The sequence below is a fragment of the Rhodoferax sp. TH121 genome (genome assembly GCF_002251855.1).
Lineage (GTDB): Bacteria > Pseudomonadota > Gammaproteobacteria > Burkholderiales > Burkholderiaceae_C > Allorhodoferax.
The window spans coordinates 219043-243352 of sequence record NZ_NOXW01000019.1 but is presented as its reverse complement, the minus strand read 5'-3'; the positions used below and the strand labels follow the sequence as shown (position 1 = coordinate 243352).

Annotated in this window: 22 protein-coding genes and 2 tRNA genes; 11 read left to right on the top strand and 13 right to left on the bottom strand. The window is 62.0% G+C overall.

From position 1 onward, the window contains the following. The first annotated feature begins 193 nt into the window (after nucleotides 1-193). On the top strand, nucleotides 194-475 hold the full coding sequence (locus CHU94_RS05380) for a hypothetical protein (protein ID WP_094477533.1): 282 nt from the start codon (nucleotides 194-196) through the stop codon (nucleotides 473-475). A 21-nt stretch (nucleotides 476-496) separates the two neighbouring features. Here CHU94_RS05380 and CHU94_RS05375 read toward each other — a convergent pair whose 3' ends face one another. Beyond that, on the bottom strand, nucleotides 497-1711 hold the full coding sequence (locus CHU94_RS05375) for a hypothetical protein (protein WP_141211389.1): 1215 nt from the start codon (nucleotides 1709-1711) through the stop codon (nucleotides 497-499). A 113-nt stretch (nucleotides 1712-1824) separates the two neighbouring features. Then, nucleotides 1825-4317: an N-6 DNA methylase gene (locus CHU94_RS05370; protein WP_217901285.1), complete on the bottom strand. Its 2493-nt coding sequence runs from the start codon at nucleotides 4315-4317 to the stop codon at nucleotides 1825-1827. Nucleotides 4318-4401: 84 nt separating this feature from the next. Here CHU94_RS05370 and CHU94_RS05365 point away from each other — a divergent pair, with 84 nt between their 5' ends. The 6 genes from CHU94_RS05365 (at nucleotide 4402) to CHU94_RS05340 (ending at nucleotide 10231) form a co-directional block, all read left to right on the top strand. Continuing rightward, complete coding sequence (locus CHU94_RS05365; RefSeq protein ID WP_094477529.1) at nucleotides 4402-5061, top strand: hypothetical protein; 660 nt, start codon at nucleotides 4402-4404, stop codon at nucleotides 5059-5061. A gap of 989 nt (nucleotides 5062-6050) precedes the next feature. Continuing rightward, nucleotides 6051-6902, top strand: a complete 852-nt coding sequence (locus CHU94_RS05360) for a hypothetical protein (RefSeq protein ID WP_094477527.1) — start codon at nucleotides 6051-6053, stop codon at nucleotides 6900-6902. Between the two features lie 84 nt (nucleotides 6903-6986). Then, nucleotides 6987-7074 (top strand) — tRNA-Ser (locus tag CHU94_RS05355). Between the two features lie 53 nt (nucleotides 7075-7127). After that, nucleotides 7128-8162, top strand: a complete 1035-nt coding sequence (locus CHU94_RS05350; protein WP_094477525.1) for a hypothetical protein — start codon at nucleotides 7128-7130, stop codon at nucleotides 8160-8162. Beyond that, a complete protein-coding gene (locus CHU94_RS05345) occupies nucleotides 8137-8790 on the top strand; it encodes an NADAR family protein (RefSeq protein WP_094477522.1) in 654 nt (217 codons plus the stop codon). Before CHU94_RS05350 ends, CHU94_RS05345 begins: the two co-directional genes overlap by 26 nt. Nucleotides 8791-9001: 211 nt before the next feature. Then, the gene (locus tag CHU94_RS05340) at nucleotides 9002-10231 is read left to right on the top strand and encodes an MFS transporter (protein WP_094477520.1); all 1230 of its coding nucleotides are present in this window, start codon (nucleotides 9002-9004) and stop codon (nucleotides 10229-10231) included. 1 nt (nucleotide 10232) lies between these two features. Here the strand turns inward: CHU94_RS05340 and CHU94_RS05335 are convergent, their stop codons facing one another. From CHU94_RS05335 to CHU94_RS05310, 6 genes are all read right to left on the bottom strand, one after another. After that, entirely contained in the window at nucleotides 10233-10919 is a 687-nt protein-coding gene (locus CHU94_RS05335) for an HPP family protein (protein ID WP_176451934.1), read from the bottom strand. Nucleotides 10920-11018: 99 nt separating this feature from the next. Then, nucleotides 11019-12251 carry a radical SAM family heme chaperone HemW gene (hemW, locus tag CHU94_RS05330; RefSeq protein WP_094477516.1) on the bottom strand — a complete coding sequence of 411 codons (1233 nt, stop codon included), beginning with the start codon at nucleotides 12249-12251 and terminating at the stop codon, nucleotides 11019-11021. A 6-nt stretch (nucleotides 12252-12257) separates the two neighbouring features. Continuing rightward, entirely contained in the window at nucleotides 12258-12863 is a 606-nt protein-coding gene (locus tag CHU94_RS05325) for a non-canonical purine NTP pyrophosphatase (RefSeq protein WP_094477514.1), read from the bottom strand. An 84-nt stretch (nucleotides 12864-12947) separates the two neighbouring features. Next, nucleotides 12948-13676 carry a ribonuclease PH gene (gene rph, locus CHU94_RS05320; RefSeq protein WP_094477512.1) on the bottom strand — a complete coding sequence of 243 codons (729 nt, stop codon included), beginning with the start codon at nucleotides 13674-13676 and terminating at the stop codon, nucleotides 12948-12950. Between the two features lie 38 nt (nucleotides 13677-13714). Beyond that, a complete protein-coding gene (locus tag CHU94_RS05315; protein ID WP_094477510.1) occupies nucleotides 13715-14629 on the bottom strand; it encodes a PP2C family serine/threonine-protein phosphatase in 915 nt (304 codons plus the stop codon). Next, nucleotides 14626-15633 (bottom strand): serine/threonine-protein kinase, encoded by a 1008-nt coding sequence (locus tag CHU94_RS05310; RefSeq protein WP_094477508.1) that lies wholly within the window; start codon nucleotides 15631-15633, stop codon nucleotides 14626-14628. The genes CHU94_RS05315 and CHU94_RS05310 overlap by 4 nt, the downstream gene beginning before the upstream one ends. 79 nt (nucleotides 15634-15712) lie before the next feature. On the opposite strand from CHU94_RS05310, the gene CHU94_RS05305 reads away from it, so the two are divergent. From CHU94_RS05305 to CHU94_RS05290, 4 genes are all read left to right on the top strand, one after another. Continuing rightward, the gene (locus CHU94_RS05305) at nucleotides 15713-16630 is read left to right on the top strand and encodes a YicC/YloC family endoribonuclease (protein WP_094477506.1); all 918 of its coding nucleotides are present in this window, start codon (nucleotides 15713-15715) and stop codon (nucleotides 16628-16630) included. A gap of 38 nt (nucleotides 16631-16668) precedes the next feature. Then, nucleotides 16669-17289 carry a guanylate kinase gene (gene gmk, locus CHU94_RS05300; protein WP_094477504.1) on the top strand — a complete coding sequence of 207 codons (621 nt, stop codon included), beginning with the start codon at nucleotides 16669-16671 and terminating at the stop codon, nucleotides 17287-17289. A 16-nt stretch (nucleotides 17290-17305) separates the two neighbouring features. Then, entirely contained in the window at nucleotides 17306-17509 is a 204-nt protein-coding gene (gene rpoZ / locus CHU94_RS05295; RefSeq protein WP_094477502.1) for a DNA-directed RNA polymerase subunit omega, read from the top strand. Nucleotides 17510-17596: 87 nt separating this feature from the next. Next, on the top strand, nucleotides 17597-19831 hold the full coding sequence (locus CHU94_RS05290; protein WP_094477499.1) for a bifunctional (p)ppGpp synthetase/guanosine-3',5'-bis(diphosphate) 3'-pyrophosphohydrolase: 2235 nt from the start codon (nucleotides 17597-17599) through the stop codon (nucleotides 19829-19831). On the opposite strand, the gene greB is transcribed toward CHU94_RS05290, so the two are convergent. The 5 genes from greB to CHU94_RS05265 form a co-directional block, all read right to left on the bottom strand. Next, nucleotides 19828-20382 (bottom strand): transcription elongation factor GreB, encoded by a 555-nt coding sequence (greB, locus tag CHU94_RS05285; RefSeq protein ID WP_094477497.1) that lies wholly within the window; start codon nucleotides 20380-20382, stop codon nucleotides 19828-19830. The genes CHU94_RS05290 and greB overlap by 4 nt on opposite strands. 63 nt (nucleotides 20383-20445) lie before the next feature. Beyond that, nucleotides 20446-20522, bottom strand: a tRNA-Arg gene (locus tag CHU94_RS05280). A 99-nt stretch (nucleotides 20523-20621) separates the two neighbouring features. Next, the gene (locus CHU94_RS05275) at nucleotides 20622-21500 is read right to left on the bottom strand and encodes a 3-keto-5-aminohexanoate cleavage protein (RefSeq protein WP_176451933.1); all 879 of its coding nucleotides are present in this window, start codon (nucleotides 21498-21500) and stop codon (nucleotides 20622-20624) included. Beyond that, nucleotides 21497-23473 (bottom strand): biotin carboxylase N-terminal domain-containing protein, encoded by a 1977-nt coding sequence (locus tag CHU94_RS05270; RefSeq protein WP_094477495.1) that lies wholly within the window; start codon nucleotides 23471-23473, stop codon nucleotides 21497-21499. Before CHU94_RS05270 ends, CHU94_RS05275 begins: the two co-directional genes overlap by 4 nt. After that, nucleotides 23470-24309, bottom strand: a complete 840-nt coding sequence (locus CHU94_RS05265) for an enoyl-CoA hydratase/isomerase family protein (protein WP_255033855.1) — start codon at nucleotides 24307-24309, stop codon at nucleotides 23470-23472. Before CHU94_RS05265 ends, CHU94_RS05270 begins: the two co-directional genes overlap by 4 nt. Nucleotide 24310: the final 1 nt, after the last annotated feature.

Genomic DNA, 24310 nt, shown 5'->3' with positions numbered 1-24310 from the left:
GGGAAGAAGAAGGCAACGGCCGCAGGCCAGGCCGGGGCACTACCCCGTCTGCACGACGGAAGAGGGGGAGGGACGGGCCGAAGGGTCCGCGCGATCCTGCGCGGACTGCACCGTTGCCTGCCGCGAGGGGCTGGCCCCTGAGAGAATAAATCTGCTTCTTTCACTAGGTCCGAATCAACCATTGAGGACCGACATGACAGTAACCGACACCACCCAGCGCGAGGGCTTCACGCCCGAGGGCTGCATCGCCACCATTCCGCCGCAGAGCGCTCGCAGCAGCGAGCTGGTCATCGAGGCGCTGGCCTGTGAGCTGTCCGCCGTGACGGACTTGCTCTTCCGGGCATGTGAGCTGCACATCCATGACCGACATGCACCAGAAGAAGCCAGGCACGAGTGCGAATACTTACAGGGCTGGGCCCGGGCCAACGACCTGCTCGTGGACCTACAGGAACACTGGCCGCACCTGAACCTGTGACGTCCCAGGTCCAGCGCCCAATCAGACTCCCGGCTCGAACAGGGCCGCCTCGAAGGTCGCCCAAGCCACCCGGCGCAACTCACTGGCCTCGAAGGCAACAGCCTTCGAGGCTTTCTCGTTGTCGCCCAGTGCTTTGACCAGCGCTGCCTGCTTCGCTGTCGGTGGCAGCGGCACGGGCAGAGCAGCCACCTCCGTGCTGTTGATGGAAGCGAGATTCGTAGTGCGCTTGGCCTTAGACCTGAAATAGGCCTGTCCGTGGCTGGAGTTGATCACCGCGAGCAGGAAGTCCGGAAGCAGCTTGCTCAAGTCCACGCGGACCCGCAGCACATGGTTCTGGTGAATGCAGTCCGAAATCTCATTGCGCCAGATGGCGCCACGGCCCACCAGGTCGGGGCTGTTGCCCTCGCAAAGCAGCACGTCACCATCCAGCAGGCGCAGTTTGGGCATGTCGTCGTCGGGCACGTCCATGTACTTCATCTCGGCGAGGTCGAGCACACCCCGCTGCACATTGGCGACGCGCAGGTAAGGCCGCGAGTGCTTGCCGGGCCGGTTGGCCGGCGACTTCTGCAAGCCGTAGCTCACCTTGCCGACGCTCGACAGTGCCACCATTGGCCACTTTGCCGAAGTCGAGGCGGTATAGGTAACGTCCCGCAGCACGCCTTCGTGGCTCCACCGCTCCACGTCCTTGAAGCGCGCAATGAACACCGGGCGGTCGGGCAGCGGTGGCGCTGGTGCCACACCAAGCGCCGCCTCAAAAGCGCGCTGACTTGCCAGAGCCATTCGCGCAGCGTCGGCCTCCTTGTCCGCTGCTTTGGTCAAAGCAGCCTCGTAGGCCGTGACCAAGGCGTCCTGCTCATCGAGCGTCGGCAAGGGCACGCTCAGGCCTAGAAAGGCCTCGGGCGTGACGCGCTTTCGCCCGCTGGTTCCTGATGCTTGGCGTTGCAGATCATGACGGAAGTGCTCGGCACGCAGCAGGTAGTGCAGGTAAGCGGGCCGCAGTTTCATCAGGTCCGGCACCATCACCGGATATTCGGGCGTCAACACCACCTTGGGCATGGTCGCCGGGATGAGCCCGACCGCGCCGTTGCGGGCATCAATCTTGGAAAACACCACGTCGCCGGGGTAGGCCGCGAACATGGCTCCCTTGAAGGCTTCCGCGCGGTCGCGGGGAAGCACCTCGCCTGAGAACTTGATGGTGATGGGCTGCCAATCACCCAGCCCAACCGTGACGCGCACGGGCTCCTTGCGCTCGGTCAGCAGCTCGCGCAACGGCACCAGCGGGAATCCGCTTGTGCGGGCCTGAGCCGCCTCGGTCTCAATCCAACGCTCAATGTCCCTCCACTGCCGGATTAAGCAGTGGAGGGCTCCGGAAAATTTGGCTGCTCCAGCACTGGGGCGCCTTTGCCAATCCACTGCTCGAACTGCCGGAACAAAGCCAGCGTGCTCGTGAGGTCGTTGGTAACGCCCTCGCCTGTCTCGCCTGTGGACGTGATGCCGACCGCCTTAGGAGCGGCAACGAACACGGGGTAGTCGAACAGTTCCCGCACGCGCGCCCACAGGGCGGCGGTGTGGGCGGCGTCTACCTCTCGGTACTTGGCCTTCAGCTCAGACAGCAGCGCATCGCCAGCCTTGGTGGCGGCGGCTAGTGCGGCTTGCGCGTCGCGCTTGAGTTCGCTGGCGGCGTCCTTGTTCTTGCTGCTGGGGACACCGGCCCACAAGGGCTTTGCCTGCTGTGTTGGCCCGACGCCCAGCGGGTACGCGGGCGGTTCGCCCTGCGTCCACACCGGCAGGGCGCGCGTGACACCCAGCTTGGCGAGCTTGCCCAGCAGCGTTGCCGCTGCCTTGTCGTCGCACGACACGATGCGAGGAGCGTAGGCCGCGTGCAGGTCGCTGCGCTGGCCGTCGAACTTGGGATCAAGCTCCGTTTGGGCTTGCTCCCAGGCGGCATCCCACGCCGCCGACTCGTCATCGGTGAACTTGGTCATGAAGACCAACGAGGCCTTGACGGTGGCGTCACTGGAGCGAAAGGTTTCTTCTGGTAGGCCGACCACGGCCAACAGCTTGGCCCGCCCTTCGGCGTACCGGCGCAGCCAGGCCAACGACGGGTTGTTCAGGTTGCCATCCGGCAGCACGATGCCCATGCGCCCGCCCGGCTTGAGCAGGTTCAGGCAGCGCTCGACGAATATCAGCTCAGTCGGCCGATTGGCCTTACCCGCGCCAATATCGAATAGGTCGAGGATGGTCGTGCCCTCGGTTTCCAACTGCAATAGGCGGTTGTGGTTCTCCTCCCAGGCCTTGCCGTAGCGCTTCTTGCACGCGGCGATGTATGCCGGGTCGGTCGGAATGCGCGCCTCCTCGCTGCCGCCGAGCACCTGGTCCTTGCCGACGTTGGAGCCGAAGGGCGGGTTCGTCAGCACCACGTCGAACCGGCCGTCGAAGATGCCGTTGATGTCCACCAGACCATCGTGGTAGTGGATGCCACCATGGCCGTCACCGTGCATGACCATGTTCATCTTGGCTGTGCGGGCGGCGCGGGGCTCGGCATCGGTACCGTAAATGCACTGCCAGGCCAGACGGCCAACACGGGTGTCGATGGGCTTGTTGTCTGCGCCGCTGGGCAGCAGCTCGTGGTTCAGCTCCGCGAAGGCGGCTTCAATCTGCTGCTCTTCCTCTTCCTCGGGCAATTTGAGGGCTTCGATGCGGGCGCGCTCAGCGTCCTTCTTCGCCTGGATGTCGTGCTGGATCATCGCGCGAACATGCTCGAAAGCCCGGATGAGGAAGCCCCCCGACCCGGCTGCTGGGTCGCACACCAGCTCGCCTTCGGCCGGGTTCAGCAGGTCAACCATGAACTCGACCACCGGGCGCGGCGTGAAGAACTGCCCCAGCTCGCCCCGGAAGGTGGTGCCGAGAAAGCGCTCGAACGCCAGGCCCTTGATGTCGTCGCCGGTCTTGGCCAGGTCGAAGCGCTCCAGCTCCTTGACGATGCGGCGGAACGTGGCCTCCGAGATGTCCAGTTTGTCGGCGGCGGTGAACAGCTCGTCGGCCTGGTAGTAAGACTTGGTCTGCTCGAACAGTCCGTCGTGCACGGCCGGGTCGGTGGGCAGGCGGACGGCGGCACGCCGGTCGAGATAGTCCACGCTGAACGTGCCGTGCTGCCCCGACCGCTCGATATACATCTTGATGAACAGCACCTTGCTGATGGTGTCGAAGGCCCGGCCCGGGTCCATCTTGTGCACGTCGCGCAGGATGTTGTGGCAGCCCAGCAGCAGGTCCTGGAACTCCTTGCGGTTGAAGGCGCGCAGGGACTCCTTGATTTCCTTCAGCCGCTTGGCGTCGCCCCAGTCGGTGGCCTTGGGTATCTCGTTGATGGCGACGAAACCGCCCGGCAGGCCAGGCAGAAGCCGGAACACAGACGTGTGCCGGGCATTGGTGGCGACGAAGAACTCGCAGCCTGAGGCGCGTGTGTAGGACTCGCCCTGGTAGTAGTCGCGCTCCTGAATCTCGATGCTGTCGGTCTTGCACTCGACCACCAGCACCGGCGCCCTCACCGGCTTGGCGATCTTGTCAGCGGCCGACTGCCACACGACGATGTCAGCCCGGGGGCTTTTGTGTCCGTGCTGCGTCCTGCGCTCCTGGTCGAGCTGCGCGAGGTCGTAACCGTAGTGCTCGACCAAGATGCGGATGAACTTCTGGCGGACCACCTCCTCGGGCTTGGTGGTCACATCGCGCCACTCCTTGCGCAAAGGTATCCACATCCAGTGCCCAACTTGGTGCAGGGCGTCTTGTGCGGTGGGGAACGGCGTGGCGGGTGCGGCTGTGGGCTTCTTGGACTTGGTGGCCATGTTCGGTTTTTTTTGGAGCGAGGCTAAACGGGAGCGCTGTATTGGATTCACGGCCAATCGGCCATAACCCAATGGAATTATTTAATGACCACTATTTTCGCTGCTATTGATATCGAAGCTGAACAGAACCCGCTGCGCCTGAGCGCGCCCACGGCTGACATGGCGTACCGTGACCCAGAGATTGCCCGGTTCGTAGCACTGGCCGTCGCCCACGACCTGCCGCCCTCAGTCTTTGAGGTGCCCGGCAGGGTTTTCCCTTGGCTCGTTCCCGAGGAGCTTTGGGATGCCCCGATGTGGGTGCACTGGGTCGGCAAAGAGTATGCCCACGCCGTCGACCAGCTTGCGCACACGGAGCTGTCGTTCAACGACCAGATTTCGACCGACCTGCTCAAGCGTCGGCAGGTCCTGTGCTGGGACACAGCGGCGCATTCCTTCTGCACCGGCGCACGCGGGCTGCAGGACGGCATCAACATGGCCCTCAAGCAGGGAGTCCTGTCGGTGTTCATCTCGCCGACCCGGTTTGCGTCGAACCTGGCCCGCCTGACGGTTGAGGACGTGACCACCTTGGGCCTGATGCAGGACCACAGCGGCACCCAGTACCGCCCGCAGGAATGGCACAGTCCCGAGAAGATGTCTGCGGCTTTAATGGCCTCGGTGCTGCTGGGCAACGAGCCGAAGACCGACACGGCGGGCCGGAGCATCGTCCTGCTGAAGACGCGCGCGTTCCCTTTCCGCGCGCGCTGAAGTCGCGCCGGTGTTCCCCGAGGCCCGCGTTGCGGGCCTTTTTCATTCGTCACAGTGAGGGTTGGTAGAACTTTCTTCCAAGGGTAAGAGTTCTTTCGCTGGACGGTGGTGGAAGCTCTGAGCGAAGGCAAAACACCCCCCGACCCCGCGTGGATCATGCGAGTTGGAGGTGGTTGCCCGCGAAGTGCTGGACGTTTGGAGCCAGCCCGTCGTTTCAGGCGCTGCGGTCGCGTAGGTACGCCGCAGCACATCTGGACTTACGAGGCGGACTGCACCCGCCCCCGACGCGCTTCCAGATGTGCCACCCAGCGCCGCACCCGTGTCTCCCGCTTGGTGCGCTTGAATCGTGGCCGCGGGGTGTTGAGCCCTCTCCTCCACGGGTACTGTAGGCAAGCGGTTTTAAACGCTGGCCGGGCGCAGCGCCGGCCGGGTGCAGCGACGCCCCCGGCGTTGCTCAGGGTGCCGCCGCGAAGCGGTGGGACAAGCGGCTGGCGCCGCGCAGTCCCGGTCGATGCTCCCGCCCCATGCGGGACGAGAACGGCGGGGAGCCGGTGGACCTGAGCGCAGTCCAAGCGCGTACCGACGCCCACGTCGGACTGGTTCATCCGGGGGTGCCAGAGCGTAAGCGCGTGGACACCCCGCCCCCGACGCAGAGCGGCCGGGCAAGGGGTTGCACAGTCGCCAGACCCGGGCGTCCAGCCCGGCCGTGAGCAGGGGACGTAGGCCCCGCATGACATGACCCGCAGGGGCTTGTGATGCGAGCGGAAGGTGTGTAACCCCTTGCCCGGCCGCGCAGCGGCAGAAGGGGCGCGGTATTCGGGCCGGAGGGGTGCCCTAGCACCCCAGGGAGTGGCCCGGCGTCCAGCCGGGGAAAACGACCGGTCGGCCTCCAGTCCGGCGCGATCTGCCGGACTGGACATGGTGCGCATGCGGCGCAGTCGCTATAGGTCGAAGAGCACAAGGGTGCTCAGCAACCTGGAGACAAGCCCATGAACGACACCGACACCTTCCCCTCGACCGTGCTGCCCACCGGCACACTGGCCGACGACTCGGCTCCCGAGACGCCAGACAAGCGCGTAATTGGCGAGCGCAATCGCACCGACGTGCTGACCTGGCTGGCCCGCTTCGGCTGGCTCACCGGTCGTATGGTCGCTGCACTGGTCTGGCCCGACGCCTCACAATCGCAGGCGATGGCTCGCCGCATGTTGAAGGCGCTGGCCGACGACAAGCTCATCATCAGCCGTCCCCTGCCCAAGGGCGGCGCGGCGTACCTGCTTTCGGCCAAGGGAGCTCGGCTGCTCACTGAGCAGACAGGCCATCCCGCCGAAAGCGGCAACACTTTGGCGCTCGGCAATCCAGTGCATCGGGCTTGCAGCAACTGGTACCTCATCCGAGCCGTGCAACAAGGTCTTGAAATCGTGACGGAACACGAGATTGCCAGCGAGCGCGGGCCTTGCCGTGTGCTGAAAGGCAAACAGGCCGATGGCCTGGTCATCACCAACGATGGGGCCTGCACTTGGTTGGAATGCGAGAACTCAGCCAAGTCGCGGCCAGAACGACACAAGACTGTCGCCCTGGTGCAGGACTGCTTGGGTGGTGAACGTCAGGTCGAGATTGCGTCCGGCCTGTGGCTGGCCAGGCTCGCGGTGGTCGCCACGAACGAACAGGCAATGCGGTGGATGGCAGCGTCGTTTTTGGACGCACACCGCACCGGCCTGCTCCGTGACAGCCAAGTCGCCGAAGTGGACGCCTGCCTTCTGCCCGTCAGCGAGAGCCTCGTCCCTGGTGATGCGGTGGACGGCAACCTCTGGTGGGATGTGCTCGTACCGGCCATGAGCTGAACTAGGGCATATTGTTGCCATGATCAGCGCAATCCGAGGCTGATCATCTGAAATCACGCTCGTTACAACTTACAATGCTCGCACGGAGAGCTGGCAGAGTGGTCGATTGCACCGGTCTTGAAAACCGGCAGCCCGCAAGGGCTCCAGGGTTCGAATCCCTGGCTCTCCGCCAGCGTAAACATCACAACGGGGCCAGCGGCCCCGTTGACCATTGCGGGGACCTTGATGACGGAACGACAGAACCTATTGGAGTCGATCGCCACCACAATCAAGACGTATCGAAAGGGCGAACTCCCCGAGCCTACAGCTCAGCATGTCGACCGCTGGGTCAGCCAGTTCACCCCAGGCAACCAACTTGCCTTCCTTCGGGAATTCGACCATGTGATGAAGAGCCAGTTCATCACCAAGAAGCTGGTTAAAAGCTTCCTTCGCAACCTCATCACCAATGAAAAGCTGTCTGGTACAGACCCAAAAAGCTATTGGTTAAAGGCGAACGTTCTCGATATTCAGCAGGACGGGCAAAGTCAATCGGCAATGGTCGATATCTTTGACAAACTCCTCCAAGAAGAACTTGGAATTAGCCTCGCTGAATGCGGTCAAGAAGACTCGAATTTCATTTATCTGGATGATGTCATCTTTAGCGGCGGTCGTATCGGCACCGACCTGGGAGATTGGATCAGAAAATCCGCGCCTGCTAAAGCCTCCGTCCAAGTTATTGTTATTGCGTGGCATACGCTAGGTCGCTTCCATCTTGGCAAGAACCTTGGCACTGCGGTCACGGAGTCCCAGAAGAAAATTGACTTTACCTACTGGCGCCTGGCAGAAATAGAAAATCGGAAGAGCTACAAGAACAGCTCTGAAGTTCTCTGGCCAATTGAGGCTCCAAATGTGAAGGTAGTGAACGACTATCTCGCGCTTCCTCACAAATTTCCGTTCGACCCGCGGACGCCAGGCGCCGCTAGAGATCCATTTTCTTCTGAAGCGGGGCGTCAGATACTGGAGCGTGAATTCGTTATCGCAGGTGCACAAATTCGCTCGCAAGGGCAAGTAGCCGATGTAAACAGACCACTCGGTCACGGGTTCTTCGGTCTTGGTTTTGGAGCGACAGTCGTAACATATCGGAATTGCCCGAACAATTGCCCTTTGGCATTGTGGTGGGGAAATCCGGACGAGGTGTCAGGGGCGCTGAAGTGGTACCCCCTGCTCGCCCGGAAGAATTATTCGAGCCCCGAGAATGTCTTCGGAAAATTCTTTAAATAACGCGCCTCAGACGTCGGAAGCAAACCGTACGTATGAGCGTGGTTTGGTTGTTGTCGTTTACAAGACCAAGGACGATTTTGGCGGCCTGTCAAATATGGCAGCAGGCTTCCCATTGAAGATAAATGGGGTGAGAGTGCCAACAAGTGAAGCTCTCTACCAAGCATGCAGATACCCAAATAATCCAGAGGCTCAACAGGAAATAATTGGTCAATTCAGCCCAATGACTGCAAAGATGAAGGCAAAGACCTTCAAATCGCAGACCAGGAGTGACTGGGACGAAGTTCGGTTCAAAATAATGCGATGGTGCCTACGAGTGAAGCTGAACCAAAATTTTGATGAGTTTTCACGCTTGTTGCTTGCCACAAAAGAGCGACCAATTGTTGAACAATCTAGGCGAGATACATATTGGGGCGCAAAGTTGTCAGAGGACGGCACGACGTTAGTTGGACAAAATGTCCTTGGGCGACTATTAATGGAGCTTCGAGAAAGGTTGTCAAAGAACGGCGAAGCAGCGTTCGGTGTGGTCGAGCCGCTCAGCATCCCCGATTTCTGCTTTCTCGGGCGACCCATCGAGCCCGTCAGCGCGCCCAGGAGCACCAAGAAACAGCAGGATGCGCTTTTCGACTAGAACGTCTGCCTCAGCAGCTCTGATCTCAGCGGGCGGGTGATCCGCGTCTGCAGGTCCGTTCTGGTCATGCACTGAAGTATGCCAAAATGCGGGGCCCGACCGCACCTAAGTCTTTGATTTGATTGAGTTCGCGAGGTAGTGAGTTAGCTTCTCACAGCTTCCGCCAAACACTTCTTTGGCGCACGCCCACAGGCGTCGATCCGCGATCGCTATGTCCTCTGACGCCGCCACGCCTCCCCTCTCGGCACTTTTCCGACAAACGCCATTCGTCCGCTTCTGGCTGGCACGCCTGGCGGGCATCATGGGCAACCAGATGCTGATGGTGGCCGTGGCGTGGCACATGTATGACATCACCCACAGCGCCTGGGACTTGGGCCTGGTGGGGCTGTTCCAGTTTGTACCCGCGCTACTGATGACGCTGCCGGCTGGCCATCTGGCCGATCGGGTACACCGCGGGCGCATCTTTGCCTGCTGCATGGCACTGCAGGCGCTGGTGGCTGCGCTGATGCTGGCGTCCACTGCACAAGGGTTTGCCACACGGGAACTGATTCTGGGTCTGGCCGTGGTGCTGGGCGTGGCACGCGCCTTCCAGATGCCGGCCCAGCAAGCCCTGATTCCCCTGCTAGTACCTGCCAGCCTGTTGCCGCGCGCCTTTGCCATCAGCTCCACGGGCATGGAGATGGCCATCATTGGTGGCCCGGCGCTGGGTGGTTTGTTGTATGCCGTGGGCCCCCGCTACGTTTACATCACCTGTGTGGCACTGCTGCTGGGTGCCAGTGCACTCACGATGGTGGTGCGCTACCGGCACAAGCCACCACAGGCTGCAGCAACTTGGCAGTCGCTGTTTGCGGGCATTGGATTTGTGTGGCGGCGCAAGGTGATTCTGGGCGCCACGTCGCTGGACCTGTTTGCGGTGCTGCTGGGCGGTGCTACCGCCTTGCTGCCCATTTATGCCAAAGACATTCTGCACACTGGCCCGGCCGGTCTGGGCCTGCTGCGCTCGGCCCCGGCGGTGGGGGCCTTGGCCATGTCGCTGGTGCTCACACGCTGGCCCCTGCGGCGCAAAGTGGGCCCGCGCCTGCTGATGGCGGTGGGGGTGTTCGGGCTGGCCATGCTGGTGTTTGGCCTGTCCACCTCTTTCTGGCTGTCCATGCTGGCGCTGGTGGTCACGGGAGCGGCCGATTGCGTGAGCGTGGTCACCCGCAACACCCTGGTACAGCTGGAAACGCCCGATGACATGCGTGGTCGGGTCTCGGCCGTCAATTCCATCTTCATTGGTGCGTCCAACCAGCTGGGTGAATTTGAATCAGGCGCCACCGCCGCTCTGTGGGGGCCGGTGGGCTCGGTGGTGATGGGCGGCGTGGGCACCATGCTGGTGGCGGGTCTGTGGTTCCGCTTGTTCCCGGCACTGGCGCAGCGCGATCACATGGATAAGGCCTGACTCAGGTCCAAAGGTCCAGCGGCGGATCGGCCACCACGGCGCGCAAGATGTCGGAGCGCGACACGAAACCGCTCACCCTTCCCTCATCGTCCACCACTGGTAGACCGGGCAAGCCGGTGTCCAACAACACCCGTGCGACCCGGCGGATATCGGTGTCCTCTGCCACGCTGGGGACCGGAGTCCACATGACCTCGGTCACACTCTGAGCCAGCCAGGCGCGCCAGACCAGAGGATGCTGCTCGGCCTGTGGCAGGTGATCGGCCCGCATCAGGCCCGCACGGGCCAGCAGCCCCACCAGCACTTTCTGCTCGGAGACCACGGGGGCCTGACCAATGCCGTGATGTTCAAGCAGCAGCCACGCCTGCTCAATGCTGCAGCTATCGGGTACCAGCACCACCTGGCTGCTCATGATGGCCTGCACCTTGGTCAGTGGCTGGCGCGGCGTATCGGTCTTGCGCACCTCAGCATAGGCGGCCAATGCCGCGCGGTGGGCCACATCGGCAGGGGCAACGGGTGGTGTCTCAGCCAGCAGGCCCGCAAAACCTGAATCGCTGCCATGGTCGCGCCCTTCTTGACCCACCGCCGCAACGCCGCGTGAACGCGTGAGCCCCGTAGCCGACCCCACACGGCGCAACTCCTCCATGGAGCCCCGAAACACCCGTCCCGCTTTGCCGTACACCGAAAACATAGAGAGCCTCCCGTAGTCTTGCCGGAGCATGCAGGCCAGCGCCCGCGCAGCGATTCCATGGGCAATACGCCGACCAAACGCAGTCGGCGCAGCGCGGGCTCATTCTTGCAGGAAAAGCGCCTGCAAGTCACTCAGAAAGTCAAAGCCCCGGGCGGTCGGCCGCACGCGGGCAAAGTCACGCTCGATCAGCCCTTTGCGCTCCGCCTCCTGCAAACCTGCCTGGATGGCCGTGATGGGCAGGCCGGTGCGCTCCGTGAAATCACGCAGACCAAAGCCGTGGCGCAAACGAAGCGCATTGAGCATGTATTCAAACGGCAAGTCCGCGCGCGCAACCTCACTGTCCTGCGCCAGAGCATTGCCGGCCAGGGCCTGCGCCATGTAGCGCGCAGGGTCACGAAAGCGCACCTGGCGCACCACGCGGTGCGCAAAGCTCAACTTGCTATGCGCGCCAGCGCCTATGCCCAGGTAGTCACCAAACTGCCAGTAATTGAGGTTGTGGAAACAGCGGTGCGTGGGTTGGGCATAGGCCGACACCTCATACCGTTCCAGCCCCGCCAGACTGGTCACTTCGGTGATGTGGTCCAGCATCGCATAGGCCGTGTCGTCCTCGGGAATCTGCGGTGGAAACTTGGCAAAGTAGGTGTTGGGCTCGATGGTCAGGTGGTAGATGGAGATGTGTGGCGGTGCGAAATGCAACGCCAGCTTCACATCCGCATCCAGTTGCTCCATGGTCTGGCCCGGCAGCGCGTACATGATGTCGAGGTTGAAGGTCGCAAACGCCTGTGCGGCTTCCTCTACTGCCGCCAGCGCCTGCGCACGGTCGTGCACGCGGCCCAGGGCCCTGAGATGTTCGTCGTTGAAGCTCTGCACACCGATGGACAGGCGCGTGACACCGGCACTGCGGAAGGCCTTGAAGCGGTCCTTCTCAAACGTGCCGGGGTTGGCCTCCATCGTGATTTCACAGTTCGCCTCCAGCCGCAATCGGGCACGGATGTCGGCCAGGAGGCGATCGATCGCCTGCGGTGAAAACAGGCTGGGCGTGCCGCCACCGATGAAGATGCTGTGCACCGTGCGGCCCCAGATCAGCGGCAGCGCGGCTTCCAGGTCGGCCACCACGGCGTCGATGTAGCGCTGCTCCTGCAAACCGCCGGCGTTTTGCTCATGCGAGTTGAAGTCGCAATAGGGGCACTTCTTCAGGCACCAGGGCAGGTGCACATACAGCGAGAGCGGAGGCAAGGCCGGCAACTGCAGGGTACCGGGGCGCATGTAGTGCTGGATGTCGCGCTGAACCGCGGCTTCCGTCTCACTCCCCTGCGGCGTGATGGGAATCATGATCGCTCAGGCCCCCAGCCAGTTGGCGCGGATGAGTGCAGCCATGGCCTGCGACGCGCGACCACGGTGGCTGTTGGCATTTTTGACCTCTACCGGCAGTTGGGCAAAGGTCTGGCCAAACTCGGGAATCCACATGATGGGGTCAAAGCCAAAGCCATTGCTGCCCAAACGCTCCTGGGCCACCTCGCCCACCACACGGCCCACGGCAATCAGGGGCTCGGGGTCTTCGGGCGAACGCACGGCCACCAGGGTGCTGACCATCGCGCAACGGCGGCTAGTAATGCCCTGCATCTGTTCCAGCAGTGCGGTCACGTTGTTGTCGTCGCCCTTGGTATAGCCGTGCTGGGTAGCGTAGTAGGCGGTGTCCACACCGGGCAGACCACCAAATGCATCTACACACAGGCCCGCGTCATCGGCCAGCGCGGGCAGGCCGGTGTGCTGCGCCGCGTTCCGTGCCTTGGTCAGCGCGTTTTCCACAAAGGTGCGGTAGGGCTCCGGCGCTTCGGGCACCCCCAGATCGCCCTGGCGCACCAGGGTGCAGCCCAGCGGGGCGAACATGGCCTGCAGCTCCGCGAGCTTGCCTTGGTTATTGGATGCGAGAACGATTTTCATATTTCAGACTTCTACCGAACAGCCTGGAGGCCATTTTCAAACCAAATAGGCCTCTAGCCCTTTTGAATATTGCGCGAGCAGCTATTATTTTGATAGTGCATTTTGCTGCAAGACCATCAACTCAGTGATGCCTTTTTCGGCCAGCGCCAGCAGCTGGTCCATCTCGGCGCGCGTAAACGCCACGCCCTCCGCCGTGCCTTGCACTTCCACAAAGTGGCCCGCACCAGTCATCACCACATTCATGTCGGTGTCGCAGGCAGAGTCTTCCGTGTACTCCAGGTCCAGCAGCGGCGTGCCCTGAACGATGCCCACGCTGATGGCCGCCACCGTCGCGGTGATCGGGGTTTCCGGGATCTTGCCAGCCGCCAACAGGCCATTGACCGCATCCTGCGCTGCAACAAAGGCCCCCGTGATGGCGGCCGTGCGGGTGCCGCCATCGGCCTGGATCACGTCGCAGTCCAACTGGATCGTGCGCTCACCCAGCTTCTTCAAATCAAACACGGCGCGCATCGAGCGGCCGATGAGGCGCTGGATTTCCTGCGTGCGGCCGCTCTGCTTGCCCTTGGCGGCTTCGCGGTCGCTGCGGCTGTGGGTGGCGCGTGGCAGCATGCCGTACTCGGCGGTCACCCAACCCTCGCCGCTGCCGCGCTTGTGTGGCGGCACGCGCTCCTCGACCGACGCAGTGCACAGCACCTTGGTGTTGCCAAACTCGATGAGCACCGAGCCCTCGGCATGCATGGTGTAGTGGCGGGTAATGCGCACCGGGCGCAAAGCGTTGGCGGCGCGCGCACCGCTGCGAACGAAATCAGTCATGGCAGTCCTTCTGGAAATGGCCGCCACGCGGCCAGTGTTTAACCCCGGCGGGCAGCAGAGCGGCGAATCGCTTCGTTGATCTCGGCAATCGAGCGCTCAATGGCCGCATCGTCCAGATCGTCCACCTGCGAGTCCAGCCAACCCGCCTGCACTGTGGAGGCGAAAACACCATCATCGATGCTGTCGGTGGAAATGGCGCCGCGGGTGGACTCGAAGCTGTCCGGTGTTTCCCACTCCATGGTGATCAGTGTCACGTTGTCACAATGCGGCCCGCCATTGGCCAGCGCCTGCTCCACCAAATCAGGGGCAGAGTCGGACACCGGTTTTTGGGCCAGGTGGTAGACGATGGTGGAATCATCCACCGTGCCCCACAGACCATCCGAGCACAGCATGATGCGGTCACCCTGCAACAAGGGTACGGGGCCGGTAATGTCGAACACTGGCTTGGTCGGTGAACCCAGGCAGGTGTAAAGCACGTTGCGGTTGAAAACGGCGGGTGTAGGCGCGAGAGGCCGCTCACCTTCGCGCTGCTCCATATACGAATGGTCGCGGGTGCGTGCCAACAACTCGCCTTGGCGCACGAAGTACAAACGCGAGTCACCACAGTGCACCCAATGTGCGGCACCGCCCTGCACGATGGCGGCGACCAGCGTGGTGCGGGGGGTGTCCATCAGGTGTTTTTCGGTGGCGTAACGCAGGATCTGGCGGTGGGCAGCCAAGATGGCACGTTGGAAAAACGCCTTCACGTCCTCAATCTCGGGCGTAGCCTCTTTTTGGTACAGCGCCGAAATCACCTGCAGGGACATTTGAGCGGCGATTTCACCCTCCGGGTGCCCCCCCATGCCGTCGGCCAATAAAAACAAACCAGACGCTTTGGTGTAGCAATACCCCATGCGGTCTTCGTTTTTTTCGCGACCGCCTTTGCGGCTGATCTGGAATACAGAAAATTTCATTTGGGTTTGCCCGGTGCTGCCACCGCACCCTGCACGGTTTTCTTGGTGTCAGCGACCATGGAGTCAAACTGCATGCGCACCTTCTCACCCACGGTGAGCTTGGTGTAGCGACGCTCACCTTCGCGCGACAGCTCTTTTTGCAGGGCAAAAACTGACTGGGGGCGCGACAGGGGGTCCAGCGACATGCACCACTCCACCACCTCGATCAGGTTGTCGGAGTACACACCACGCAAACGGGCAAGTGCCGTGGTGATGCGGTCTTTCTCCAGACGTTGTGGGGCTTCATTGGGCGGATAGCCCTGCATGCAGGCATAAATGCAGGCGCCAATCGCATAGATGTCGGTCCAAGGTCCCATGGAAGCATCGCGCCGGTACATCTCGGGGGCCGCAAAGCCTGGCGTGTACATGGGACGGATGAAGTTGCCTTCCTTGCTCAGCACTTCACGTGCGGCACCAAAGTCAATCAACACAGACTTGTTGTCGTCGGTAATGAAGATGTTGGCCGGCTTGATGTCCAAGTGCAGCATTTTGTGCTGGTGCACGATACGCAGGCCGCGCAGAATTTCGTCGAACAGGGAGCGAATGGTGGACTCGCGGAACACCTTGCTCTTCTTCTGGTCGCGCGCGGTGACGATGAAATCCTGCAGGGCGGCGCCCTCCAAGTAGTTCATCACCATGTAAACGGTTTCATTCTCACGAAAAAAATTCAGCACACTCACCACCGAGGGGTGAGAGATTTGCGCCAGCGATCGGCCTTCTTCAAAAAAGCTTTTCAGGCCCAAGCGGTAGAGCGAAAGTTTTTCGGGCTGCACCTGGGGCAGCAACTCACCAGGCGCACGGCTTGCCAACGACGACGGAAGGTATTCCTTGACTGCGACCTGCTGGCCTTCAGAATCCAACGCCAAATACACCAAGCCGAAGCCCCCGGCCGCCACCTTGCGAATAATGCGGTAGCCGCCAATCGTGGTATCGGGGGGTAACGGTGCTGGCTTGACCTTTGACATAAATTGCGGGGTAAGGGCTCGTCGGTTGCGTGTGAACCGGGTTATTCTCGGGGCCGTTTCAACGCAGCGAGAACCCGTGATGCCAGTTTACAGCATGACTGGCTATGCCAGTGCCCAGCACAGCACAGCCACCAGCGCCCCGGAAGGCGAGCCAAAAAACCAGCCTACCACCCAGCTTGGCCTGGAGATTCGCTCGGTCAACAGCCGTTTCCTGGACCTCACCTTTCGCTTGCCCGAAGACCTGCGCCAGTTCGAGCCCGCCCTGCGTGAGCTGCTGGGCGCCAAGCTCAAGCGCGGCAAGGTTGAAGTGCGTGCATCGGTCGAAACAACGAGCACCAGCAGCATCCCAGACCCCAGCCCCAAGCTGCTACAGCGACTCAATGCCGCGCAGGACAGTATCCGCGCCTGGCTGCCCAACGCCAATCCGCTGAGCGTGGCCGATGTCATTCGCCTGGCTGCGAGCGAGCAAGGCGGTCAGCGCGACTGGAGTGCCGACGTCATACCCTTGGCGGAAAAGGCCCTGAAAGAACTGCTAGCCGCGCGCCAGCGCGAGGGCGCCCGCCTGGCCACCATGCTGCTGGGTCACATTGCCCAGCTGCGCACCCTGGCTGAACAAGCCGGACCACTGGTACCCAAGCTGGTGGAACAACAGCGCACCCGTTTCATGGAGCGCTGGAAAGAGGCGATGGCCCTGACCGACGGCGCCACCCTGCCTGAAGCCGCCCAAGACCGCGCCCTAACCGAGGCGACCGCCTTCGCCATTCGTATTGACGTCGCAGAAGAAATCACCCGCCTGAGTTCGCACCTGGACGAGCTGGAGCGCCTGATCAAAAAGGGCGGCGAGATCGGCAAGCGACTGGACTTCCTGATTCAAGAGCTGCACCGCGAGGCCAACACCCTGGGCTCCAAATCGGCAGCCTTGGAGCTGACCCATATCTCCGTGGACATGAAGGTGCTGATCGAACAAATGCGTGAGCAGGTTCAGAACTTAGAATAAGGCGACTTCAGCTAGCCGCCTTATCGGAGCCAATGTCAATGGACTACCCCGGAAATCTTTTTGTTGTCGCAGCCCCCAGTGGGGCTGGTAAGTCCAGCCTGTGCAAGGCCCTGCTGGAGCTAGATTCCCGGCTGCAGCCCTCGGTGTCGCACACCACACGCCCTCCGCGTGGCCAGGAAAAACATGGCCGCGAATACTTCTTTGTTTCGCAGCAGGAATTTGACGCCATGGTGGCCGCCGACGCCTTTGTGGAGTGGGCCCATGTACATTCCAACCGCTACGGCACGTCCAAAAAAGCCATCGAAGACCGCATGGCCATGGGCGCCGATGTCATTCTGGAAATTGACTTCCAAGGCGCCATCCAGATCAAAAACGTCTTTGCCAACGCCATTTGCATCTTTATCCTGCCACCGAGCTGGGAAGAGCTGCGTTCGCGCCTGGAGCGTCGTGGCGAAGATTCGCCCGAGATCATCGACATGCGCATGAAAAACGCGCAGGTCGAGGTAGCCCAGGTCGGAAAATTCGACTTCGTTATAATCAATGAATTATTCGACCGTGCGCTTTTCGACCTGAAAGCCATTGTCCACTCCCAGCGCCTCAAGATCTCAGCACAGCGCCGCGCCCGTGCAGAGACATTCCAAGCGCTGAACATCCTCTAGTTTCCCGGAGATTTCCATGGCCCGCATCACTGTTGAAGACTGCCTCGAGCAGATCCCCAATCGCTTCCAACTGGTTTTGGCAGCAACTTACCGTGCCCGCATGCTGAGCCAAGGCCACACCCCCAAGATTGAAAGCAAGAACAAGCCTGGCGTGACTGCCCTGCGCGAAATCGCAGCGGGCAAGGTCGGCATCGAAATGCTGAAAAAAGTCCCGCTGTAATCGCCGACTCTCCTAAAAAAAGCACCGCTCGCGGTGCTTTTTTGCGTTTGGCCTGCGCCACAGCATGGGCCGCGCTACATTTAAGCCATGGGCAGTACTCCTCACCTCACCTCACCGGCCGCTGCCGCCAATGCAGCGGCTGCCAGTTTTGCCGGTCTGACGGCCAAACTGGACTATCTGAGCGCCAGCGATGTGGAACAAGTGCGCCTGGCCTACCGCTTTGCCGACGAAGCCCATCTGGGTCAGTTGCGCAATAACGGCGAGCCCTACATCACCCATCCGATTGCGGTAGCTGCACAGTGCGCCGACTGGAAACTCGATGCCCAGGCCTTGATGGCGGCCCTGTTGCACGACGCACTGGAAGACTGCGGGATCACCAAGACCGAGTTGATTGAAAAATTTGGCTCCCCCGTCGCCGAACTGGTGGACGGGCTGACGAAGCTGGATAAGCTGCAGTTCAATACGCGGGAAGAAAATCAGGCCGAGTCGTTTCGCAAGATGCTGCTGGCCATGGCGCGCGACGTCCGCGTCATCCTCATTAAGCTGGCCGACCGCAGCCACAACATGCGCACCCTCTCGGATGTGCCGCGCTCCAAGTGGGCACGCATATCGTCCGAAACACTGGACATTTACGCCCCCATCGCCCACCGCCTGGGTCTGAACCAGACCTACCGCGAGCTGCAAGACCTGTCCTTCCGGCATCTGCGTCCCTGGCGTTATGCGACGCTGGCCAAAGCTGTGGCCAAAGCGCGCAGCCGCCGCCGTGACCTGATCCAGAAAGTGCAAAAAGAAGTCGAGGCCGTGTTTGCCGCTGCCAACATGCCGGTGCGTATTGCAGGGCGCGAAAAGACGCTTTACTCCATCTACAAAAAGATGGACGACAAGCACCTGAGTTTTGCCCAGGTCACCGACATCTATGGATTCCGGGTGCTGGTGCCCAACGTGACGGATTGCTACACAGCTCTGGGCATCCTGCACCAACTGTACAAGCCCCTGCCCGGCAAGTTCAAAGACCACATCGCCATTGCCAAGGTCAATGGCTACCAGTCGCTGCACACCACGTTGGTAGGCCCCGCGGGCATCAACGTGGAGTTCCAGATGCGCACCGAGGCGATGCATGTGGTGGCAGAATCGGGCGTGGCAGCCCACTGGCTCTACAAGGTCAACAACCCCGAGGACGCCTCGAATGACCGCTTGGGTACCAAGTGGCTACAGTCCCTGCTCGACATCCAGGATGAAACCCGGGACGCCGCCGAGTTCTGGGACCATGTGAAGGTGGACCTGTTCCCTGACGCGGTGTATGTGTTTACGCCCAAGAGCCAAATCATGGCGCTACCGCGTGGTGCCACCGTGGTGGACTTCGCCTACGCCATTCACAGCAACATTGGTGACCACACCATGGCTGGGCGCATCAATGGCGAGCAGGTTCCCTTGCGCACAGAGCTGAAAAATGGTGATGTGGTGGAGGTGGTGACCGCTCCCGTATCGACACCCAACCCGGCCTGGCTAGGGTTCGTGCGCACCGGGCGGGCCCGCTCCAAGATCCGCCACCACCTCAAGACGATGGCGCAAACCGAGTCTGAGAGCCTGGGCAGCAAACTGCTGCAACAGGCGCTGCGCTCGGAAGGGATTGAACGCTTCCCGGATGACGACCCATCCTACGAAGCGCTCTGGGAGAAAGTGCTGCGCTTTACCGGCAACAAGAACCGCCAAGAGCTGCTCACCGACATTGGTCTGGGCAAACGGATTGCCAACATCGTGGCCAAACGTATGGTGAACCTGCTGGCCGATACCGGCGAGCGCCCAGACGCCCTGCTGCTCACCCGCGAGCGCTTTACCGCCCACGAGTCCACCTCGCTAGGCTCGATCACGCTGGATGGCAGCGAAAACGCCTCGGTGCAATTTGCACCCTGCTGCCGCCCCATCCCCGGTGACACCATCGTGGGCTACCTGGGGCGTGGCGAAGGCTTGGTGGTGCACCAGCAAGATTGCCAGGTGGCGCGCAAACTGCAAAACAAAGATAGCGAGCGCTTCATTGGTGTGGATTGGTCGGACGAGCCCATCCGGCCGTTTGAAACCGGTGTGGTAGTCACTGTCAACAACGGCAAGGGCGTGCTCGCCAAGGTGGCAGCGGCATTGGCTTCGGCTGAGGCCGACATCCTGCATATCGACATGGGGCAAGACGGCGTGCAAGACGCCTCCGACCTGCGCTTTGTGGTGGCCGTGCGCGATACGGCCCATTTGGAGACTGCGCTGCGCAATCTGCGTCGCACACCCTCGGTGCTGCGGGCCGAGCGCAGCAGCAATAGCATCAACGCCTAGGCAGGCGCCGGGTACACCACCCGCAATACCTCAATCGTTGCCACGCGGTCGGGCATCACCAGCTTGAGTTCATCACCCTCGCGCGCCTTGAGCAGGGTGCGGGCAATCGGCGATATCCAGCTCACCTCGCCCACCGCACTGTTGGATTCATCGATTCCCTTGATGGTGACGGTGCGCTCCACATCGGCATCGTCGACATAGGTGACCGTAGCGCCAAAAAAAATCTGGTCATTGCCGTGGTGTACGCTGGGGTCAGAGACCTCGGCAATCTCCAGGCGCTTGGTCAGGAAGCGGATGCGGCGGTCGATCTCGCGCAGGCGTTTCTTGCCGTACAGGTAGTCGCCATTTTCCGAGCGATCCCCATTGCTGGCGGCCCAGTGCACGACTTCCACGATTTTGGGGCGCTCGTTGTCGATCAGGTCGAGTAATTCATCGCGCAGGACCGCGTAGCCTTGCGGCGTGATGTAGTTCTTGCCGCCTGCGGGCAGCGCTGGCAGCTGCAGCTCATCATCGTCTGCACCATCGGACTCTTTGGTAAAAGCCTTGCTCATGGATCTGCCTAGTTCAGAATAAGAAAAAGGTCTGCAACCTTGCGATTGCAGACCTTGTCTTTTTGGTGCGGCTGGCAGGAATCGAACCCACGACCCCTTGGTTCGTAGCCAAGTACTCTATCCAGCTGAGCTACAGCCGCTAAGCTTCGTATTCTAGCACGAAGTTTTTCGTGCTTTGCGGGAAAACCCGAGAAACTTTTCAAACACTGCTTTTCAGCAGTATTCGGGATGGCCGTATTCTACCCGGCACGCAGGCCCAACATGGCTCTGGCCTCTGACGGACTGGCGATACCGCGGCCGGCGTTGTGTGCGCACACCGCCAATGCAGCGATCAACTCGCCGTTACCCTTGGCCCGCTCTCCGCCCGGCAGATAAAATGTGTCTTCCAAGCCGGTACGCAACATGCCCCCAAGGTCAGCGGTCTTCTGGTGCACGGGCCAAATCTCAGTGCGGCCGATCAATGTGGTCTGCCAAACGCTGTCCTGCGCCATGTACTTGGGCAACAAGGCAAGCAGATCGGCATCACAGGGCATGCCAGATGCAACCCCCATCACGAGGTTGTATTCCGCGCGCCCCATGGTGGGCTTGAGCATGCCATTTTTCAGGTACATGGTGACCGACCGCACGATGCCCACGTCAAAACACTCGAACTCCGGGTGGGTACCGGCCTCTTCCATCACATCCAAAAACTGCTGCACCTTGGCCACCGGGTTGTCGAACACCATGGGCGGCCACGCCCAGGAGCCGTCTTCCTTGAGCTTGAGGTAGTTAAGGCTGCCAGCGTTGCAGGCGGCAATCTCGGGCTTCACGCGGCGTATGCAGGCCAGCGGGCCGCTGATGTCTTTGCCCACCACACCCGTGGTCAGGTTGATGATGACACCGGGACAAGCCTCACGGATGGCACTCACGATGTTCTCGGCCACATCGGGGTCCCACGAGGGCATGTGGCCCATGCCCTCTTCCTGGCTGCGCATGTGGATGTGCATGATGCTGGCACCCGCATTGAAAGCGTCGCGCGCCTCGGAGGCCATTTGCGCCGGAGTGACGGGCACTGGGTGCTGCTTGGGGTTGGTCAGCACGCCGGTCAGCGCGCAAGTCAGTATGGCTTTGTCCATCATGCATCCTTCTTCGTGTTGAGTTCAAGCTCGACCAGCACCGCGCCGGACTCGACCTGGTCGCCCGCCCGGGCATGCACGGCTTTCACCGTGCCTGCGCTTTCGGCGCAAAGCCACATTTCCATCTTCATCGCTTCCACACAGACGAGTTGTTGGCCGTCTTGCACCAAATCGCCCGGCGCCACCAGCACCTGCGTGACCTTGCCTGCCACGGGCGAGCGGGCACGGCTGGCATCTTTGAGCGCGTCCGCATTCGGGAAGGCCGAGACCTCGGTAAACACGTGGCTGTGGCCCGCATACGCCAAGTGCAAGTCCGCACCCGCAAACACCGCGATGGCGGTCTGCGCGACACGCTCGATTTCGAGCCGCAACACACCGTCAGCAAATTGCAGCACTCGCGCCGCGGTGGTGTGGCCCTCCATGGTGACGGACACACCGCCGTGCCGGTCCGGTAACACCCGCACAGCGCGCACCGTATCGTCGGTCTGTAGCTGGAAACCGTAAGCCGCCACGCTATTGGCACGCCAGCCGTCTGCAGGGTTCCTGCCGTGCTGCATGGCCAAGGCCACCGCTGCCACGGTCCATGCCGCTTCGATGGCCACGGGTGGCTGCAGCAGCGGCTCGCCCTGCTCCAGCCACTGGTCAATCAGCGTGGTGGTCATCTCGGCCTTGCGAAAGGCCGGGTGGTCCACCAGGTCGCTCAAGAAGCGGCCATTGTTCTTCAACCCCAGCAAGGGCGTATTCGCCAGCGCCGCCCGCAGGCGGCGAATGGCGTCGTCCCGGTCCCGGCCGTGCACGATGATTTTGGCGACCATGGGGTCGTAGAACGGCGACACCACGGACCCACAGCGAATGCCATCGTCCACGCGCACGCCACCATGCAGCGCGCGCTGTGGCCGCCACCAAGCCACGGTGCCGGTCTGCGGGGCAAAGCAGGAATAGGGATCTTCCACATACAACCGGGCCTCAATGGCGTGCCCGGTCAGTGTGATGTCTTCCTGCTTGGCGGGCAGCACATCGCCCGCGGCCACCTGCAGTTGCCACTCCACCAGGTCGTAGCCGGTGATGCATTCGGTCACCGGGTGCTCCACCTGCAGGCGCGTATTCATCTCCAGAAAATAGTGGTTCAGCTGGTCGTCCACGATGAACTCCACCGTGCCTGCCCCGCGGTAGCCCACCGCCAGGGCAGCAGCCACTGCATCCTCGCCCATGGACTTGCGCATGGCTGGGGACACCACCGGCGACGGTGCTTCTTCAATCACTTTTTGGCGGCGGCGCTGTGCGGTGCAATCGCGCTCGCCCAGATACACCGCATTGCCATGCGCATCGGCAAACACCTGAATCTCGATATGGCGGCCGTTGTCGATCAGGCGCTCCAGCATCAACGTGCCGTCGCCAAAGGCGCTGGTAGCTTCGCGGCGTGCCCCTTCAATCCCCTGCTGCAGCTCCGCATCATTGCGCACTAGGCGCATGCCCCGTCCGCCGCCGCCCGCCACGGCTTTCACCAGCAGCGGGTAGCCCAGCTTCTTGGCCTCGGTGGACAATGCGGCATCACTCTGGTCAGCCCCCAGATAACCGGGCGCACAGGGCACGCCCGCTTCCAGCATGCGTTGTTTGGCCAAAGCCTTGTCGCCCATGGCGGTGATGGCACTGGCGGGTGGCCCAATAAACACCACGCCCGCGTCGGCACAGGCCTGCGCGAAGGCAGCGTTCTCGCTGAGGAAGCCGTAGCCGGGGTGCAGCGCATCCGCGCCCGTCTTGTGGGCTGCATCGAGGATCGCATCGATCTTCAAATACGACTCTGCGGCTGGCGAGGGGCCAATGTGCACTGCCTCATCGGCCAAGGCCACATGAGGGGCATCACGGTCGGCATCGCTGTACACGGCCACGGTTTGGTAGCCCAGCTTGCGCGCCGTGCGGATGACTCGGCAGGCGATCTCGCCACGGTTGGCGATCAGAATTTTGGAGAAGCTCATGTCACGGCCCACATGGGTTTGCGTTTCTGGATAAAGGCCGTCATGCCCTCTTGCCCCTCGGGCCCCTGGGCCGCGTGGGAAAAAATGGCAGCAGCCTCGGTGACCAAGTCAGCCGCGGCGGTAAAACGCGCCTTGCGCATCAGCGCCTTGGTAGCGGCCAGTGCGTCCGGGGCACAGGCCAAGATGTCGGCCAAGGTCTTGTCCAGCGCGGCCGCAAGTCCTTCGGGGGTTGTCACCGCATGCACCAGCCCCACCGCCAGCGCACCGGCAGCATCGAGCCGCCCCCCCGTCACGGCCAAACGCTTGGCCTGCGAGTAACCCAGGCGCTCCACCAAGAAGGGCGCGATTTGTGCAGGCACTACGCCCAACGATGTCTCGGGCAAACGAAAGGCTGCGGTGTCGCTGGCAATGGCCACATCGGCCACGCAGGCCAGACCAAAGCCACCGCCCATAACCGTGCCCTCCAGCACCGCCACCACCGCCAGCGGCGTATTGGCATAGGCGGCACACAGGTGGCCAAAAGCGGCGTTCACTTCGGCGATCGGATCGGGATCACCCTCTGCGCGTTGCATGGCCCGCATGCGTGCACCCGCCATGTCTTTCAGGTCCGCACCGGCACAGAAGTGCCCGCCCTCACCGCGCAGCACCACCATGCGCACAGCGCCGGGCGTGCCCGCTGTGGCCTCCGCCGCCCGCAGCACCTGCTGCAGCTCGGCCACCATCTGCAAGGACATGGCGTTGCGCGCCTCGGGCCGATTTAAGTAAATATGCAGGGCAGCCCCTGTGGATACTGCGCGAACAGCTCCTAATTGCATAGCATCCAGCTGTTGCTGCATG

Excerpts from the sequence above, each read along its gene's own strand:
- CHU94_RS05275 (WP_176451933.1), bottom strand. The coding sequence starts at position 21,500 with ATGATGGACAAAGCCATACTGACTTGCGCGCTGACCGGCGTGCTGACC.
- CHU94_RS05310 (WP_094477508.1), bottom strand. The coding sequence starts at position 15,633 with ATGTCAAAGGTCAAGCCAGCACCGTTACCCCCCGATACCACGATTGGC.
- rph (WP_094477512.1), bottom strand. The coding sequence starts at position 13,676 with ATGACTGATTTCGTTCGCAGCGGTGCGCGCGCCGCCAACGCTTTGCGC.
- hemW (WP_094477516.1), bottom strand. The coding sequence starts at position 12,251 with ATGATTCCCATCACGCCGCAGGGGAGTGAGACGGAAGCCGCGGTTCAG.
- gmk (WP_094477504.1), top strand. The coding sequence starts at position 16,669 with ATGGACTACCCCGGAAATCTTTTTGTTGTCGCAGCCCCCAGTGGGGCT.
- CHU94_RS05305 (WP_094477506.1), top strand. The coding sequence starts at position 15,713 with ATGCCAGTTTACAGCATGACTGGCTATGCCAGTGCCCAGCACAGCACA.
- CHU94_RS05270 (WP_094477495.1), bottom strand. The coding sequence starts at position 23,473 with ATGAGCTTCTCCAAAATTCTGATCGCCAACCGTGGCGAGATCGCCTGC.
- CHU94_RS05345 (WP_094477522.1), top strand. The coding sequence starts at position 8,137 with ATGTCTTCGGAAAATTCTTTAAATAACGCGCCTCAGACGTCGGAAGCA.
- CHU94_RS05340 (WP_094477520.1), top strand. The coding sequence starts at position 9,002 with ATGTCCTCTGACGCCGCCACGCCTCCCCTCTCGGCACTTTTCCGACAA.
- CHU94_RS05315 (WP_094477510.1), bottom strand. The coding sequence starts at position 14,629 with ATGAAATTTTCTGTATTCCAGATCAGCCGCAAAGGCGGTCGCGAAAAA.
- CHU94_RS05290 (WP_094477499.1), top strand. The coding sequence starts at position 17,597 with ATGGGCAGTACTCCTCACCTCACCTCACCGGCCGCTGCCGCCAATGCA.
- CHU94_RS05360 (WP_094477527.1), top strand. The coding sequence starts at position 6,051 with ATGAACGACACCGACACCTTCCCCTCGACCGTGCTGCCCACCGGCACA.
- rpoZ (WP_094477502.1), top strand. The coding sequence starts at position 17,306 with ATGGCCCGCATCACTGTTGAAGACTGCCTCGAGCAGATCCCCAATCGC.
- CHU94_RS05365 (WP_094477529.1), top strand. The coding sequence starts at position 4,402 with ATGACCACTATTTTCGCTGCTATTGATATCGAAGCTGAACAGAACCCG.
- CHU94_RS05380 (WP_094477533.1), top strand. The coding sequence starts at position 194 with ATGACAGTAACCGACACCACCCAGCGCGAGGGCTTCACGCCCGAGGGC.
- CHU94_RS05350 (WP_094477525.1), top strand. The coding sequence starts at position 7,128 with ATGACGGAACGACAGAACCTATTGGAGTCGATCGCCACCACAATCAAG.
- CHU94_RS05370 (WP_217901285.1), bottom strand. The coding sequence starts at position 4,317 with ATGGCCACCAAGTCCAAGAAGCCCACAGCCGCACCCGCCACGCCGTTC.
- greB (WP_094477497.1), bottom strand. The coding sequence starts at position 20,382 with ATGAGCAAGGCTTTTACCAAAGAGTCCGATGGTGCAGACGATGATGAG.
- CHU94_RS05325 (WP_094477514.1), bottom strand. The coding sequence starts at position 12,863 with ATGAAAATCGTTCTCGCATCCAATAACCAAGGCAAGCTCGCGGAGCTG.
- CHU94_RS05265 (WP_255033855.1), bottom strand. The coding sequence starts at position 24,309 with ATGCAGCAACAGCTGGATGCTATGCAATTAGGAGCTGTTCGCGCAGTA.
- CHU94_RS05335 (WP_176451934.1), bottom strand. The coding sequence starts at position 10,919 with ATGTTTTCGGTGTACGGCAAAGCGGGACGGGTGTTTCGGGGCTCCATG.